This is a genomic window from Mesorhizobium sp. M1E.F.Ca.ET.045.02.1.1 (assembly GCF_003952485.1).
Taxonomy (GTDB): domain Bacteria; phylum Pseudomonadota; class Alphaproteobacteria; order Rhizobiales; family Rhizobiaceae; genus Mesorhizobium.
On the sequence record NZ_CP034447.1, the window covers coordinates 166,866 to 182,794 of the forward strand.

Here is a 15,929-nt window from a genome sequence, read left to right on the forward strand (position 1 = left end):
ACGCTGGGAGACGACGCCGCGGGACGCAACCCACTAGCCTGACTCTGCAATCTTGAGGAGCGCCAAGTTTATTCTGGCGTGCGGCGAGCTCAACGCCGAGCCGCTTGGCATCGATGCACGACACGACGTGATGCGGCGGTGTCGCACGGGTTCTCACGGTTTGTGGCTTCGGGATCGCGCGGAAGGCCACGCTTTTCTGGCGGCTCGCGCACCGGTGCCAGACGGCCGTCGGGACCTTAAAATCGACGGGATGACCGGCGGACAACACCTCCACGCCGGCCATACCAGGCCTGGCGGACCGCCCGGACAATCCTGAGATCCTGGCCGACGTCGGCGCCGCTTGGATAGCCGCGATTGAATGGATTGCGCGCAGAGGCATTGTGCGTCCTTAATGCACGCATGGTCTTACGTGCTCAGCGTCAGAAATGACTGCGCTTAAAACGTCAGCTTGAAGCCGGCCGACAGGGTCAAGGCATAGAAGTCCATGCCAGCGCTATCCTTGTGGGCTCCTTGTTCGCCGGTCGCGATGCTGTAGGCCGTTTTCTAGCCTTTGTTGCGAAAATATTTGTCGACATTGCCGGCCAGGAAGACGCTGGCGCGGTCGGTCATCTGATAATCGATCTTGGCGCCGGCCGAGATGAACGGCACCGTGAAGAAGTCGTCCTCAAATCGCAGGCCGCGCCCCTCCTCGCGCAGCCAGTGATGGTCAACAGCGCTTGCATCAACGGTGAAGCCGCTGCGGAGCAGACCCGAGAGCGTCAAGTTCCCGAGCGTCGTGGTCGCTTTCGCGCCAAGGAACAGGCCGAAATAGCGCTGTTCGTAATCGATGACCGGTTCGCCGTCCGGGAACTTGCCGCGATCCTCGCGAAAGCCGAAGCCGTCCCCACTCTATATGTACGAACCGCCATAGGCCTTCCACTTCATGTTGGTGTATTTGAAGCCACCATGAAGGTTGATAACCGTGGCATCGTTGATCACGAAGTCTGGGCCTGCTGCCATGTCAAGGTTGATGTAGCGGTCAAGGCGGGTGTCGGGGTGGATTGACTGATCCGACCAATCCTGTCCGGCAATACGCCGTTGTCTGAGATGGTCCAGTTCTTCCAGACCTCGGCCTTTAGCCCGGTGGTCAGAACCGGCGCGCCGGTTTCCCAGATCAATTTGCTGATACGATTGCCCACTTCGTCGTAGAAAAGCTCGTTGCCCTTTAGCCAGGTGTAGCCAACGCCACCAAGAAACACGACGCTCTTGTCGGGCGCTGAATAGGTGGTCGAATGCGCCGCCATGGCGATGGTCGACGATGTGCAGAACGTGCCGGAAGCAAGAATTGCAAATGCTGATGTGCAGCGATTCATGGGGCCTCCTCGGGACATCCGTTGGTGATCTTTCGTTGAACGACGGCGGCTCACAGCGCCCGTTTGCAGGCGTTGTTTGTCGCGGCGACCATTGCTGGGCATTGGTGCAAAGACGTTGAACTCCGATGCGATGTCCGGGACGGCTTTGGTCATTGCCCTTTGTCTGGTGCGCTGCATAGAACGGCTTGGTCCGCCCACTACCGCGTTGCCGGACCATATAAGAGATTTGGCCCGACGCGAGAGGCGGCACTCGTGGCCAGAGAACGGGATCGCACCGGCCGCCACGCTGTCAAAATGCCGAAGTTGGTGATCCGGCACGACGCTTAGCTTCTTCCCGCTCTTTGGCGATGAAGCGTTCCAGCGTGTGAATCTTGAGCACACCTGAAATCACTTCGTCGCCGAGAACCAACGCCGGCGTGACGTTGATGTACAGCTCCTTGGCGAGCGCGCAATTGCGCTCGAGGACGTTTTCGATGGCGCGGTCTTCCATGTCCCGCTTGAGCTGCTCAACCTCGAGGCCAACGTGTCGTGCGATAGTCAAGATGTCGAATTCGCTGAGCTGCGCGACCGCTCCGGGACGTGGGACTTTCAGTAAGCGCCCCGAACCAGCCTATTTCCTTTCACAGCCAACCGCGCCGCTTGAAAAAGAGATACGGAACCACGGCGGAGAGCACCATCAGACCCAGCGCAAAAGGATAGCCCAGAAGCCATTTTAGCTCGGGCATGGCATCGAAGTTCATGCCGTAGATCGAGGCAACCAGCGTCGGCGGCAAAAACACGACGGCAGCGACCGAGAAAATCTTGATGATCTGGTTCTGCTCCAGATTGATGAGACCCAGCGTCGCGTCCAGCAGGAAGTTGATCTTGTTGGACAGGAAGGTCGCATGGTCGCTGAGGAACGTGGCATCGCGCTGGACGAGCTTGATACGTTGCCGGATTTCCTTCTGCAACTTGCGACCGGACGACGCGACTGCCCAGCTGGTCGAGTCACTCGCGCTATGGTAGGCGACGAGCCGCGCGATGCTCACGAGACTCTCCTGAATTTTCGTCAGCAGCTCACCCTTCCGGCCGATTCGCTCGACAAGGGATTGAAGGTTGCGTGTTTTCTTCGAGGCGCTCGGAGACGTGTTGCGAAAAATTTCGCGTGAGAGTGCATCAATCTCGTCGCCGATGCGCTCAAGCGTGTCGGCCGCGCGGTCGATGATCGCTTCGATCAGACCCAGCATCACCAATTCGCCGGACGTGCAGGGAGGGCCGCTAGTACGCTGTGCTTTCGCCGCATAGATCAAGAACGGCTTCGGTTCGGCGTGGCGGACAGTGACGAGCGTCTGGCCCTTGATAACGAAGGTAACCGGCGCTTTGACAGGGTCCTCGCCCTCGATATTCGCGACCGCGGTGATCGTCATGAACTCGGCGCCGTCTTCATGATAAAGACGGTCCGACAACTCGATTTCCGCCATCTCGTCGCGCGTCGGGATATCAATGGCCAGATGCGCCTTAACAAGCTTCACTTCCTCAACAGTCGGGTTGAGGAGGTCGAGCCAGAGAGCACCGAGAGCTTCGGCCTCCGGCAAGCCGTCAATTGCTGTCAGATGGCCGTTCTGGCCCGTGTAGATGCGCAGCATTTATGGCCCCTTCGGCAAGGCAGTATGCCGCCCGCGGAGCCTTTCCGTAACCGGGGCTGAAGCGCTCTACACTGATCTCGGTCATTTCGGCCGCCGGCCGATTGTGCTGGCTTGGCTGGCGATCGCATTTCCGTGCCTGCTGCTTAACAATTTCGGGCAGGGCGCGTTCGTTCTTTCCCGAGGCGGGACGATCTGACATCCATTCTTCGAGATGACCACGGCTGGACGTTGGTGCCGATGGTGGTGATGGCTACGGCGGCAACTGTGATCGCCAGCCAAGTCGTGATTCCGGCGCTTATTCACTTGTGCGACAGGCCGTCCAGCTCAACATGCTTCCGCGCTTCGAAATCCGGCATACATCCGAAATGCAATTCGGGCAGATATACCTGCCGCGCGTCAACCTGCTGCTCGCATGGTCGGTCATGTTGCGGTCATCGGCTTTGGTGAGTCCAGCGCCCTCCCGTCAGCCTATGGCATATCGGTCACGGGCGAAATGGTTGTGACGACAATCCTGCTCCACATCGTGATGAGGCGTATCTGGAGGTGGACGCTCCTCCCGGCGCTCGGCCTTGCGCTCGTCTTCGGGGTGGTCGATGTCGGCTTCTTCTCGGCGAATATCATGAAAGTGCTCGACGGCGGCTGGGTCTCAATCCTTGTCGCCGGCGTGTGGTCGCGATGACTTGGGTTCGCAGAACCCGCCTCCTCTTCGAGAAGTCCCGCAAGAGCGAAGTCCCGCTCGATTTGATTGCCGAGCAGATGACTGCCAAGGTGCCGTCGCGGGAGTGGTTGGAATTGTGAGTTGGCGTAGTCTCCGGGGTGTCAACCTCGAATCATCCGGCCTTGCGGTGCCGGACAGGATACTACGCCATGACAAGGACTACCATGAAAGCCGAAGCCGTTCATCCCGGGGGATGAGGCGACGAGCTATCTTTTCGACAACTGGTTTGATCCGATCGAAGCTGGCCTGCGCGAGCGGGTGCGCGGCTTCATCGAGACGATGCTCGAGACCGAGTTGGAAGCGGTGCTTGCCCGTCCCCGTTATGGCGGCAGCCGGCGGCGCGCCAGTGATGAGACCACCGGTGTCGCCGGCCACCGCCACGGCAGCCGGACGCGCACGCTGACGGGGACCTTCGGCACCACTGAGATCACGGTTCCGCGGGCGCGCCTTGATGTCGACGAGGACAAGACGGTGGAATGGAGGAGCAAGGCTCTGCGCGCCTATCAGCGGCGCACGAAGGCCGCCGACGCACTGATCGCGTCGAGCTACCTGGCGGGCACGAACACGCGACGCGTCCGTCGTGCGCTTGCCGCCTTGTTCGGCGGCGCGATCGGCAAGGACGTCGTCAGCCGCACCTGGCGCAAGGTGAAGACGGACTGGGACGCCTGGAATGGTCGCTCGCTGGCCGACGAGCCCGATCGTGCGCCTGATCCTCGACGGGACGGTGGTTCGTGTCAGGCTCGACCGCAAGGCGACCTCGATCTCGCTGCTCGTTGTCATCGGCGTGCGCGCGGACGGCCAGAAGATCCTGCTCGCGGTCAAGAACATGGGCGGCGAGACGACCGAGGCCTGGCGGGCGATCCTCGACGATCTCGTCGCACGCGGCCTCCGCCGCCCTGAGTTCCTCATCGTCGACGGCGCACCCGGCTTGGACGGGGCGATCGCCGGGCTGTGGACGGGGTGCCGGTTCAAAGATGCACGGTTCACAAGCACCGCAACCTGCTCGCCCACGCTCCCGAGCGCCTGCACGAGGAGATCAGCGCCGATTACACCGACATGATCTACGCGGCCACGCCGGAGGAGATCGAGAGCCGCCGCAAGGCGTTCCTGCGCAAATGGCGGCTCAAGTGCCGGGCGGTGGCCGACAGCCTGGAGGAGGCCGGTGAGCGCCTCTTCGCCTTCACGCGCCTGCCGCCGAGCCAGTGGAAAAGCACCAGAACTACAAACGCGATTGAGCGTCTGCATGAAGAGTTCAAGCGGCGCATCAAGACCCAGACCGTGCTGCCTTCGGCCGAAACCGCGGCAATGTTGTTCTGGGCGTTGATTGCGTCCGGCCAAATCTCGATGCGAAAAATCGACGGATGGCACACGCTCCCCGCCAAGCCACTCGATCAGCAGATTGACCTCGCCGCATGAACCGATAACCTCAATTTACCGGAGGCTGCTCCGCCAAATTCCAACACGATCCGCTACGGCACCGACGCCAGGCCTTCTATGACAAAATATTACACGCCCAGCAACGCCGTCCTAGTGGTGGCCGGCGATGTCGAGCCGGAAACGGTCAAGGCGCTGGCCGATAAGACGTAGGGAACCGTGCCGACGGCTCCTGGTCTAACCCGCATCCGCCCAGTCGAGCCGGAGCAAAACGCCAAGCGCACGGTGACGCTGACCGACGTGCGCATTTCGGTGCCGCGCTTTTCCACGCAATGGATGCTGCCGTCCTATCATACGGCCGCACCCGGCGAGGCCGAGGCGCTCGACTGCTGGCCGACATCCTCGGCGGCGGGACCCGCAGCCGGCTATACCAGCAGTTTTCGACCGCATACGCGCCCAGCTTCTCTCCGAAATCATTGCCGATGAGCGCGAACCTCACGCGATCCCCGAGCTGGCCTGGCGGCGCGGACTCTACGGCACGCATCCGTATTCGAGACCGCCCAAGGGAGCCTGACCAGCGTAACGCCCGCCGATCTAAGCGCCTTCCACAAAGCCGCTTTCGCCCGCGACGGGCTGCATGTGGCGGTCGTAGGCGACATAGATGCCAAAGCCCTGAGAGCAAGGCTCGACCAGCTGTTCGGCGATTTGCCTCAGAAACAGGCGCTCGCCCCCGTACCTGATGTCACCCCGAAGCGGCGAGCGGACGCAGGTCGCAACGCCCTCCCCCAGACTTCGCTCCAGCTGGCTTTTCCCGCCATGGGACGCAACGACCCGGAATTCTACGCGGGACAGCTGATGAACGATATAGTCGGAGGCTCACGATTTACCTCACGTCTGTTCCAGGAAGTGCGCGAAAAGCGCGGCCTTGCCTACGGTGTCTCGTCCAGCTTGGAAGACTACCAGCCCAACATGCTTGTCGTGACGACGTCGACGCGCGCCGACAGGGCGGCCGAGACGCTCGACCTGATAAGACAACTAATCAAGGAGTTGGTGGACACAGGCCCAACAGCGGCCGAACTCGAAGCGAGCAAGAAGTATCTGATCGGCGCCTATGCTATCGACAATCTGGGTTCCTCCAGGCCGATTTCCGCCACGCTTGTCGGGTTGCAGCTCGACAAACTCGGCATAGACTACATCCAGCGCCGCCCGGCCCTCATCGGGCAGGTGATCCTCGAGCAGGCAGGGCGGCGGCGAAGAAGCTGCTTTCGGCCGAGCCCGCGATTATGGGCGTTGGCCCGTGACAGCGAATAATCCCACGCTCTACAATAGCTGAAGGACTCGCCGACCTACGTGTGGCTGATCCGACTATGGTGTGGCAGAATGAACGCCTTGAGTTCTGCCTGCTCGCCTTCGCAGACCAAGTTCTCTCCCGTGGTTCGATTCCCGACCCGAAGAACGCCGTCGTTCCGAGAAAGTATTCTAACTTTTGCGTATACCAAATACGGGAAAGTTAGAAACTCTTGAATATGAAGCCGATTATGCTAGCTTTCCCGTATATCAGATACGGGAAAGTTAGAAAATGGCCCTTCACCTCGTTGGGGAAAACATCGATAAAACCCGCAGCCACTATCAGGCTGAAACGGGCAAGCTCGTCCAGCTAATGCGCGGCATCTATGTCGATGCCGGGGAGGATATCGAGGCCACGATACTCAAGCACGCCGTCCGCATCGCCAAATACCTGTATCCCAACGCTTACCTCTCGGCGGCGAGCGCTGTGCTTCTCGGCCCGACCCGGGATGGCCGCCTGTTCCTGAGCGGGCGACGAATACAGCGCAGGCGCTTGCGCTTGCTGGAAATCATTCAGAACGCAGCTCCCGACCACCCATCAGTCGCTCAAGCGATTGTCGATGATGGAATGGGAGAAATCCGGATCGACGTCTCCTCGATGCGCCAGCGCTTCCTCGAAGCTTTCCGCCTGCGCAGCGAACACGCGGCATCCATCGACGAGACGATGCGCGAGGCAATCGCGAACCGCCTCATAGAACAATACGGCAGCGCCCAGGGCGCTGCCGACGCGACATGGGCGCTTGCCCGCGCGAACCAGTGGTATCGCGAGGGCGAGCACGCCGAGCGCTTTTTCCTCCGCCCTCCACTGACCACAGAACCGGCACGCAACGGAGCCGCGCTCGATCTGATCGTGGCGTGGCACGGCGCTCCGCTCGGAAATCTCACACATGATGGTTTTGAGTGGCGCTGGAATGCAGACGATCAGGGCCCGCCACTTGTTCGCCAGACCACGCCGGGCAAGCTCCCTCCTTTCATTCTGTCGCTGCTGCCTGAAGGCTGGCTTGCGTCAGTGTTGAACGACCGCGACGAGCGCGCGACGCTACGCTCGGGCAAACGCTACATGTCCAACATCACCATCGTCGAGCGTGCGAGCGATCTCTCCGCCCTGCCGCCCGACATCCTGTTAACCCGGCTCAATGGCTTCACTAGAAACACTGTCTTCACTGGCCAGTATGCAGGGCCGGGTCGCGGCGACCTGGAGCAGAGTTTCGAACGCAATCTCGCACAGATATTCGAGCGTACTGATACGCCTCGCCTTTCGGGTGTTCAGATCAAAGCGCCTATGTTCCTCAGTGCGGATGGCACCCTCTCTCCCAGTATCGGCCGGCCTTTTACCCACATTCTCAAACCTGCGGGTACGGGCGGATTTGAGGCCCTGCCAGTTATCGAATGGCAGTCGCTCGCTTTGGGCAGCGCGGCCGGTTTCAAGACGCCCGCGACAGCGCTCGTCCCGATGCCTGACGGGATGCCTCCGGCGCTACTCGTGGAGCGGTTCGATATCAGAACGAGCCTTGAGGACAAACACCTGCTCGCGCTTGAGGACTTCTGCTCGGTACTTGGCGTGCCCACCGAAGCAAAATACGACGGCACGATGGAGCGCATCGCGCGGGCACTAAGGCCGCTATCGACCTCTCCCGAAGAAGACGTCCTGCTTGTCCTGAAGCGATCCTTATTCGCCTGGCTGATCGCCGATGGCGACATGCACCTGAAGAACATGGCACTGCTGGAAATCGCAGAGCCCGGCAGCACGCAATTCAGCTCAGTTCGCATGGCTCCGCTCTACGACGCGGTCACGACTCGCGTGTTTCCACGCCTCGAAAAAGACCGGATGGCCCTCAAGCTGAACGGCAAGGACGATCGTCTGCGGCGCGCCGACTTCAAGGCTTTCGCGAGCACGGCTGGCCTCAAGGCAGCCGATGCGGATACCAGCATCGACGATCTTGTTGCAGCCCTCTCACGCGCGCTCAACCACCTCGAATTGCCGCCGCCTCTATCAGACGGCTCTCAAGGCGCGAAGATGGCGGAGCAAATGCGCGCGATTGTCCACGAACGCATCGAAGGGTTTGCATAGATGATCGATCTAACTGATACGCCGGTTTCCATGGACCGCACTTCCCAGCCGTGATGGGCGAGACCGCCCCGACAAAGCTTGGCAAGGGCTCGAAAGTTCAGGCTAATGATAGATGCTCAGTGGAGGGCCTATTTTCTAGCGCCGGCGACGTAACCGCTCGATCGTCTGCACAATCCCTTCGGGCGTCGGCTGGCGCAGTCGATGCGGTCGAGATCTCTGCTCGTCGTGGCAATGTTCACGGTGGTCTTTTTGGAGATCCATCCATTCCAGGACGGCAATGGAAGGCTATCGCGTTCTGACGACGCTTCTGCTGATGCGCAGTGGCTATGCTTATGTGCCTTACTCTTCGCTCGAAAGCGTGATCGAGAACAGCAAGGAGGGCTACTATCTGGCGCTTCGGCAAACTCAAAAAACGATCCGCAGTCCGAGGCCTAATTGGCAGCCCTGGGCTGTTTATTTCCTGCGCGCTCTTCAGCAGCAAAAGCAGCGGCTTGAGAAGAAAATCGAGCGCGAGCGTCTCGTGCTCGGTACGCTTCCGGAACTCTCCCTTCAAATAGTTGAAGCCATCAAGGAGCGCGGGCGAATGACCATTGGCGAGATCGTCAACCTGACCGGTGCAAACCGGAACACCGTCAAAAAACATGTGGCAACCCTGGTCGAAATAAACATCTAGCCCCAACATGGAACCGGCAAGGGAACGTGGTACGGCAGACGTTAACACAGACTACTTTATGTGATTCAACCCACGAAACGCACCACGTCCATTTACTTTGAACACAATATGATAAGGAACACTCTTTCCGAGCTTAAGCCCCCGGGCAAAAAGTTTTCGAGGGCTGGTTGCCGCCGCCCTCAGTGCAATTAACCGGTATTGAGTTCCAGCTTGCCAGCAGCGGTTATCAGCGTGGCGTCGATGGCAAGTCCTCCTTTGAAGGCGGTCGCATTCGAGGGGAATGCTCTACAGGGACGACCCGCCGTAAACGACGCTCTTTCGAAAATCCCCGACCTCTTCCACCACAACGACCCCCCTTCTCGTTTTTTGGGGCGCGACCTGCACGGTCCCGAGCCCAGCTGGCAGATGATCTGCGTGCCTACGGTCGCAAAGAAGGCATCACCGTGCTGATTCTCGATTGTGGTCCCTTTTGATTTTCCACGCCCGTTTGTGGCGCTCGCGATGGGGGGCGGCAAGATCGAGGACTTTTGAAAGCAATTTCAATCCGATGATGCTCAAAAAAGGCATTTGGCTGCACTGCTGCTATTCGGACCGATGGCCGGTACGCGCGGTCGGGAAGCCGATGTCCATTGTTCAGTTTGCACCTGATGAGAACCGCAAGCCATCGACCAGAAGCGTTCAAGAATTCTCCCTTTCAAGTTGAGTGGATGGTCTACCAGCCGTATGGCCGAGGCCCTATAAGGACCCGCAGGTGCGGAGTACACGCCGAGGCTCTGCCGATTATACATATCAGCTGCCTTTGAGAGGAACCCGGTTTGCCCCTGTGCCTGCCGATGATCCGCCACTGAAATCCCCGGACCTGTTTGGCGCCGTCCATCGCCTGCCGGCACTTGGCACGTCAGTTCGCGAGCGGTCATTTGTGGTCCTCAACCCGTCGAGCGGCGAAGTGCTGGCAGGACGTCCGACATGGGCGTGGAGGAGACACGGGCTGCGGTAGACGAGGCCTATGTCGCGCAGCCTGGATGGGCGGCGCTGACCGCCCGAGAGCGCAGCGACCTTCTTTGGCGATGGCATCAGCTGATCATCGCCATGCAGGCGATCTCGCCGCGATTCTGACTGCGGAAATGGGCAAGCCGTTTGCCGAAGCCAAGTCGGAGGTTTCGCATGCGGCCGCGTATCTGCAATGGTACGCCGAAGAAGCCAATTGCATCTATGGCGAGACGATCTCCGCACCGTCTACAGACCGTCGGATGATGGTGATCAATCAGCAGATCGGTGTCGTCGGCACGATTACGCCATGGAATTTCCCAGCGTCGATGGTGGCGCGCAAGATCTCGCCGGCCCTGGCGGCGGGCTGCGCGATCGTGCTCAAACCTGCTGAACAGACGCCGCTCGTGGCAGGTGCAATGTTTGCCCTCGCGCAGCAAGCCGGCTTTCCTGACGGCGTTGTCAACCTGGTCTATGCGTCCGAAGGTGATCGCGTGGGGCCGCGAACTCTGCTCCAATGCCAAGGTCCGAAACATCAGCTTTACAGGCTCCACCGAGGTTGGCCGACTGCTCATGCGCCAGTGCTCGGACTAGATCAAGAAGGTCAGCCTCGAGCTCGGCGGCAATGCGCCCTTCATCGTCTTCGACGACGCGGATATTGACGCTGCCGTTGACGGGGCGATCCAGGCGAAGTTCCGCAATGCCGGCCAGACTTGCGTTTCATCGAACCGGCTTTACGTCCAATCGAGCGTTCACGATGAGTTCGTCGAGAAGTTCGTGGAGAAAGTCCGGCACTTATCGGTTGGCGACGGCTTCGCTCCGGGAGTGGACGTCTGACCACTCATCGACATGCATGCTTTGGCCAAGATCGAGTCCCACATCGCAGATGCCGTTGCCAAGGGTGGGATAATTCGATGCGGGGCCGAACGTTTTCAACCCACAGCCTTCACCGAGATCTCCAGCATCATGGCGGTTGCGCAAGAGGAGACTTTCGGGCCGTTGGCGCCGATCATCCGCTTCCACGATGCGGATCAGGTTGTCTGTGAGGCAAACGACACGATTTACGGGCTCGCCGCCTATTTCCATCCCTCGAACCTGAGGCGTGTCTGGCGCGTGGCCGAGGCATTGGAATATGGCATGATTGGCATCAATACGGGGCGTATGTCTTCGGAAGCGGCGCCCTTTGGCGGCATGAAGCAGTCCGGCATCGGGCGGGAGGGTTCCCGCCACGGGCTCGAAGACTACCTCGAAATGAAGTACCTCTGCATGGGTGGAATCTAAATGACGTCGCCCCGAGTTTCTCCAGTTTTGGGTTCGTTTCCGGCGTGGGTTGTGCGCTGCTGGGCGGGTGAAGCGACGGGGGCTGGCGCGGAGCCTTTCGCATAGCGCAGCGCGAGCGACCGTCGCGGATTGAAGGTGGTGGCGAACTTGGCCGGTGTCTGCCAGGCGATTTGGGAGTGCGGCCGCGCGGTGTTGCAGTCGGCGCGCCACAGGCGATAGCGATGCTTGCCATGCGCATGGAATGCCATTCGACCGGTTCTGATCCGCGCAGGAGAGGATGGCGTTCGAGATGAACTGGCTGGCATTATCACTGACCAGTGATGAGCCGGTTCAATTCCCGGGCAACCAAGTGCCCTCGACCGTGCTGAATAGTGCGCCTTTGCCATACCGGCGGATTAGCGCGGCCGACCTTACTTCGGCATGATGCGAGCAATTTCTGCACCAGGCGCGCAAGGTATGCCACTCCCTCAGATCGCCCAGCGATACGTCTGGGCCTGCATGTTTGCTGCCTTCTGCGATGGCTTGCCGACACTTTCGGCTCGCCGGGTGTGATGATCTTCTTCTGCGTCTTTCCCTCTCGGCGATATTGCCGTTCGGCCGTCCCGACCAAGGCCAAACCTCGGGCCGTTTTCCCGTTCCCGGGTCGAGCTTGAACGTCTCGTCGATGATGTTCTGGCGTGCTGCGAGCTCAACGCCGAGGCGCTTGGCATCGATGCATGGCACGACATATTGCGGCGGTGTCGCACGTGTTCGACGGTTTGGGCTTCAGGATCGTGCGGATGGGCCACGCTTTTCTGGCGGCGCGAAACACGGGCAATGCGCGTTCAAAACCTGACAAAGGCAGAAACTTGTCAGGTTCAATCCAACCGCCATCCGGGCACTGCGGAGGTTTTTCAAAGCATATTCATGCACTTGCGCGCTGAGCCCGCTGGCATGGACCTTGCAACGCTTGCAGCAGGACGGTATGCAATGGAGCAGACGAGGATGTTCTCTCCCCTGAACCGTGTGCCGTCTCTGAGAGGGAAATAAGCTCGTGCAGAAAATCTCACAACCTTTGACAACGGCTTTGGAGAACAACGTGGTGTTGCAGATCGAGTCCCCGGCTCCTTCGATTCAAGCGGAAACCTGGCTGCGTGGCGAGCCCCTCACCAGCTTCGAGCCCGGCAAAGTGTACATCGTCGAATTTTGGGCAACTTGGTGCGGTTCGTGTGTGGACGGGATGCCCCATCTGATGCAGCTGCAGGAGAAATACAGGGAAAGCGGCGTTGAGATCGTAGGAGTCGCGGCTAGTGAACGCGCTCCAACGGCCGATGAGGCCCGAAGCACGTTGGACGCTTGGTTGACGGAAAAGTTCCCGAATCTGAACTATCGGATCGCATTCGACTCCACAGGCGAAATGGACAAGCTTTGGATGGAGCCCAGCTTTTCTTTCTGGATTCCCACCAGTTTCGTGGTCGACCGAGACGGCTGCATCGCCTTTATTGGTGAACCGACGGAACTCGATGAGGTCTTGCCGAAGGTGCTTAACGGCAGCTGGCGCACCAGCGATCAGGCAAAATCCGCCGATGCGGAGCGGATCGCGGAAGGCGAACCCATAGCGCGCGAACAAGCGCTGAAGAAGCCGATCAAGGACAGATATCGGGCGGCGGTGGAGAAAAAGGATTGGAAGACGGCGCTCTCGGCGATCGAAGAAGGCATCGCCTTGATGCCGGACAACCTCGGTTTCCGCCGTTCTCATGTGAATCTGTTGCTTCACAAAATGAAGGACATGCAGGTCGGCTTGCCCGTCATGCGCCAATTCGTTCGCGACGCGATCAACAGAAACTCCGAGAATTGGATGGTTGCGGCGTTAGACGAGCTCTTCTTTCCGAACCTTGACCATTCGCACTTTCCGTCTGCTGAGCGCTTGGCGATGGGAAAACAGCTGTCCGAACACATCCTGGCACTGAATCCCCCGGAAAGCGACAAACGTAAGCTCCTGCCTTATCGTTTGGCAGCCCTGTACTATCACGAGAGCGGCAACAAAGATCGGGCGATCGAGTTGATCGAGCTGGCACTGAAGTCGCAGGGCGGTCCGGAGCTTATCCGGGACGAAGATGAACAGCGCGAAATATCGCATTTACTGCAGTTCCTGGCCTACTTCAAGGGTGAGAAGGTTTGTTACGGCGCTCTGTGTGCGGTTCCAAACAATGGCCGATTCGACAGCTGGTATACCGTTTGCGGCTGATTGTCAGGTTTATGTAAGGGACAGAATTGGCCGGGCGGACAGCTCTTGATGCGAACGGCGCAAACCCCCGCCCGGCTTGCGAAATCACCTGGGCCGCTCTTTTGGACCTAAGTCCGAAGGACTGCGGCCTTCTAAGATGCCCGCCTTTGTTTAGGCGGGCTATGAGCTGAGCTACGGGTTTTGCTCGCTTCTAACCGTTCGCCAGCCTGGCGCAGGTGCCTCTCAACACCTCCACCACACCGAGGTTTCATGCCGGTAGCGAATTCGATCTTGGCGGGATGGCCATTAAGCACATGGGATGGCCTCGCTGGCGGCATGCCTGTGATCTGGTGCTGCAGCCCACGCTTGCCTCCGCCAGCGGTTCGATGAGGCAGCCTGTCGCACAATTGATATCAGGACTTCAATGCCGGAACACCGGCGCCACCCTCAATTCATAAATGAGGTGTCGCGCACCACGGTTGGCTGCTTGATCCAGGCAATTCAGGCCGCCGTCATCCTCAATGAGGTGACCTCGACCAGAGCCTCGGCCTTGAATGGCATGATGCAGGTGCATGGGATGCGGCCACCGTCATTTTCGTCTTGCGACCGCTTTGCGGCTTTATCCAACACGCCAAGGACCACAATGTCGACAGGCGGCGCGAGCTTGGCGCCTAGGCGTCCACGTCAACAGATTCTTCTGACAATCGGGACTTGTACGATCACCCCAGGGGGGCGAGAGCCCATGACGATCATCGTCGCGCCGGCCGCGATCTGAAGCAGGCGTCGGCGCGCCTCCCGCCTATCTTCTGGCGAGGCTTCGGTGAAAGACCCCGATGGCGGAACGGAAACACCACCGGCTGAATAGATCCCGAGCTGTGCGATCGCGTTCGGCCAAGTTGAGGAAAGCGAGCTGAATGCAGGACTTTGCACGCTGGCACCGCATTGCGGGCCATATAAGAAATTTGGCCCAGCGCGAGAGGCGGCACTCGTGGCCAGAGAACGGGATTGGACCGGCCACCACTTTCAAAATGCCGAAGTTGGTGATCCGGCACGACGCTTAGCTTGTTCCCGCTCTTTGGCGATGAAGCGTTCCAGCGTGTGAATCTTGAGCACACCTGAAATCACTTCGTCGCCGAGAACCAACTCCGGCGTGACGTTGATGTACAGCTCCCTGGCGAGCGCGCAATTGCGCTCGAGGACGCTTTCGATGGCGCGGTCTTCCATGTCCCGCTTGAGCTGCTCAACGTCGAGGCCAACGTGTAGTGCGATAGTCAAGATGTCGAATTCGCTGAGCTGGCCGCGAGCAGCCATAAGGGCGTGATGGAACGCCTCATATTTTCCCTGTTTGCTGGAGGCGAGCGCCGCCAGTGCGGCAAATTTGGAATCCGGTCTCTTGCCCGGACAATGTTTGTAGACAACCTTCAGCATGGGATCATGCTTGAGGGCTTGCTGGATTGTACGGTCTTCCGCCCGGCACCGCGGGCAGTTGTAGTCCAAAAATAAGACGAGAGGGACGTCGCCATTCGGGTTGCCAGCAGTTGGCGCAGCAGCGTCGTTTAAGAGTGGTCGCGCCGCTCTGGAATGAGCTTCCACCAAAACGCGACGAGCCGGCTATGGTTTTCATGCTGGCGCACGTAGTCTTTGGCAACTGGACCATATCGCGTCGCCAGCCCGAAAAAAGGCAGGGCTAGGGCTGAAAGAGCGATAAGGCCGGCTTTTGGCGTAAGGCATGGTTAGGCTCCAATTAACAGTGAACGGCAGGGCGGCAACGGGCGGCCTTTTGACGTCAAAGTATGCACCGCTTTAATGCCTCACCCGCTGTTCGCGGATGACGGGAGGTCAAGGGGCTCGTGCTATTCGAAGAGATGCGGTGGGATGGCTGCGCCCAACAGTCGACCCATCCGTGAGCGGCGCTGTGTGCGTGCGAACTGCCCAGCCGCGGTCGCCGTTCGCCGAGCGGCTTCAGGCGGCCGAGTGCGATGGCTGAGCGTGACTGCAGCAAACACCTGCACGTAAAGCTGGGATAAGAGGGCTTAGGGGGCGCGGGACTCGCGCTGCGGTGTGCGGGACTATATTCAATAATTCTTGTCTCCTAACCGGATCGAGGCAGGATCCTCCCTCCCGGGCATCTCCCGTCGCTGCGCTCCGGTCGAACGTTGCACCAAGGGTCCTTGCAAGCCCCGCGCCAATCGCGATGTCGGCACTTCAGGAAGTGATTGCGCGGGCGGCAGGTGGGCAGTGGTCAGCGCGCCTTTCCAGAATATCGCTCGCAAAACGTCCGGCGAGCGGCTCCGA

Annotated in this window: 9 protein-coding genes and 6 pseudogenes; 10 read left to right on the forward strand and 5 right to left on the reverse strand. The window is 59.7% G+C overall.

Going from position 1 to position 15,929, the window contains the following annotated elements; genetic code table 11:
• The first annotated feature begins 510 nt into the window (after positions 1 to 510).
• On the forward strand, positions 511 to 1,044 hold the full coding sequence (locus EJ070_RS37350; RefSeq protein ID WP_245500214.1) for a hypothetical protein: 534 nt from the start codon (positions 511 to 513) through the stop codon (positions 1,042 to 1,044).
• Here the strand turns inward: EJ070_RS37350 and EJ070_RS36750 are convergent.
• The 3 genes from EJ070_RS36750 to EJ070_RS00770 form a co-directional block, all read right to left on the reverse strand.
• Positions 975 to 1,505, reverse strand: coding sequence for a hypothetical protein (locus EJ070_RS36750; protein ID WP_245464989.1), 531 nt, complete (start codon positions 1,503 to 1,505; stop codon positions 975 to 977). The genes EJ070_RS37350 and EJ070_RS36750 overlap by 70 nt on opposite strands.
• A gap of 136 nt (positions 1,506 to 1,641) precedes the next feature.
• Positions 1,642 to 1,893 carry a DsbA family protein gene (locus EJ070_RS00765; RefSeq protein ID WP_236370651.1) on the reverse strand — a complete coding sequence of 84 codons (252 nt, stop codon included), beginning with the start codon at positions 1,891 to 1,893 and terminating at the stop codon, positions 1,642 to 1,644.
• 79 nt (positions 1,894 to 1,972) lie between these two features.
• Positions 1,973 to 2,977, reverse strand: a complete 1,005-nt coding sequence (locus EJ070_RS00770; RefSeq protein ID WP_029354811.1) for a magnesium transporter CorA family protein — start codon at positions 2,975 to 2,977, stop codon at positions 1,973 to 1,975.
• Positions 2,978 to 3,017: 40 nt separating this feature from the next.
• Between EJ070_RS00770 and EJ070_RS00775 the strand changes: the two are divergent.
• From EJ070_RS00775 to EJ070_RS37360, 8 genes and pseudogenes are all read left to right on the forward strand, one after another.
• Positions 3,018 to 3,754 (forward strand): annotated as a pseudogene (locus tag EJ070_RS00775) (KUP/HAK/KT family potassium transporter); the annotation flags it as partial.
• 124 nt (positions 3,755 to 3,878) lie between these two features.
• A pseudogene (locus tag EJ070_RS00780) lies at positions 3,879 to 5,111 on the forward strand (IS256 family transposase).
• An 84-nt stretch (positions 5,112 to 5,195) separates the two neighbouring features.
• Positions 5,196 to 5,503 (forward strand): annotated as a pseudogene (locus EJ070_RS00785) (insulinase family protein); the annotation flags it as partial.
• A 199-nt stretch (positions 5,504 to 5,702) separates the two neighbouring features.
• Positions 5,703 to 6,380 carry an insulinase family protein gene (locus EJ070_RS00790; RefSeq protein WP_348632937.1) on the forward strand — a complete coding sequence of 226 codons (678 nt, stop codon included), beginning with the start codon at positions 5,703 to 5,705 and terminating at the stop codon, positions 6,378 to 6,380.
• 268 nt (positions 6,381 to 6,648) lie between these two features.
• On the forward strand, positions 6,649 to 8,487 hold the full coding sequence (locus EJ070_RS00795; RefSeq protein WP_126089922.1) for a HipA domain-containing protein: 1,839 nt from the start codon (positions 6,649 to 6,651) through the stop codon (positions 8,485 to 8,487).
• Between the two features lie 277 nt (positions 8,488 to 8,764).
• Positions 8,765 to 9,160, forward strand: a complete 396-nt coding sequence (locus EJ070_RS00800) for a helix-turn-helix domain-containing protein (protein ID WP_245464779.1) — start codon at positions 8,765 to 8,767, stop codon at positions 9,158 to 9,160.
• 966 nt (positions 9,161 to 10,126) lie between these two features.
• Positions 10,127 to 10,809, forward strand: a pseudogene (locus tag EJ070_RS37355) (aldehyde dehydrogenase family protein).
• Positions 10,784 to 11,428 (forward strand): annotated as a pseudogene (locus tag EJ070_RS37360) (aldehyde dehydrogenase family protein). Before EJ070_RS37355 ends, EJ070_RS37360 begins: the two co-directional pseudogenes overlap by 26 nt.
• Here the strand turns inward: EJ070_RS37360 and EJ070_RS00810 are convergent.
• Positions 11,425 to 11,746: pseudogene (locus tag EJ070_RS00810) on the reverse strand (hypothetical protein); the annotation flags it as partial. The pseudogenes EJ070_RS37360 and EJ070_RS00810 overlap by 4 nt on opposite strands.
• A 715-nt stretch (positions 11,747 to 12,461) precedes the next feature.
• Here EJ070_RS00810 and EJ070_RS00820 point away from each other — a divergent pair.
• Complete coding sequence (locus tag EJ070_RS00820) at positions 12,462 to 13,655, forward strand: TlpA disulfide reductase family protein (RefSeq protein WP_245464780.1); 1,194 nt, start codon at positions 12,462 to 12,464, stop codon at positions 13,653 to 13,655.
• Positions 13,656 to 14,657: 1,002 nt separating this feature from the next.
• On the opposite strand, the gene EJ070_RS00825 is transcribed toward EJ070_RS00820, so the two are convergent.
• Entirely contained in the window at positions 14,658 to 15,227 is a 570-nt protein-coding gene (locus tag EJ070_RS00825) for a DsbA family protein (protein WP_245464781.1), read from the reverse strand.
• Positions 15,228 to 15,929: the final 702 nt, after the last annotated feature.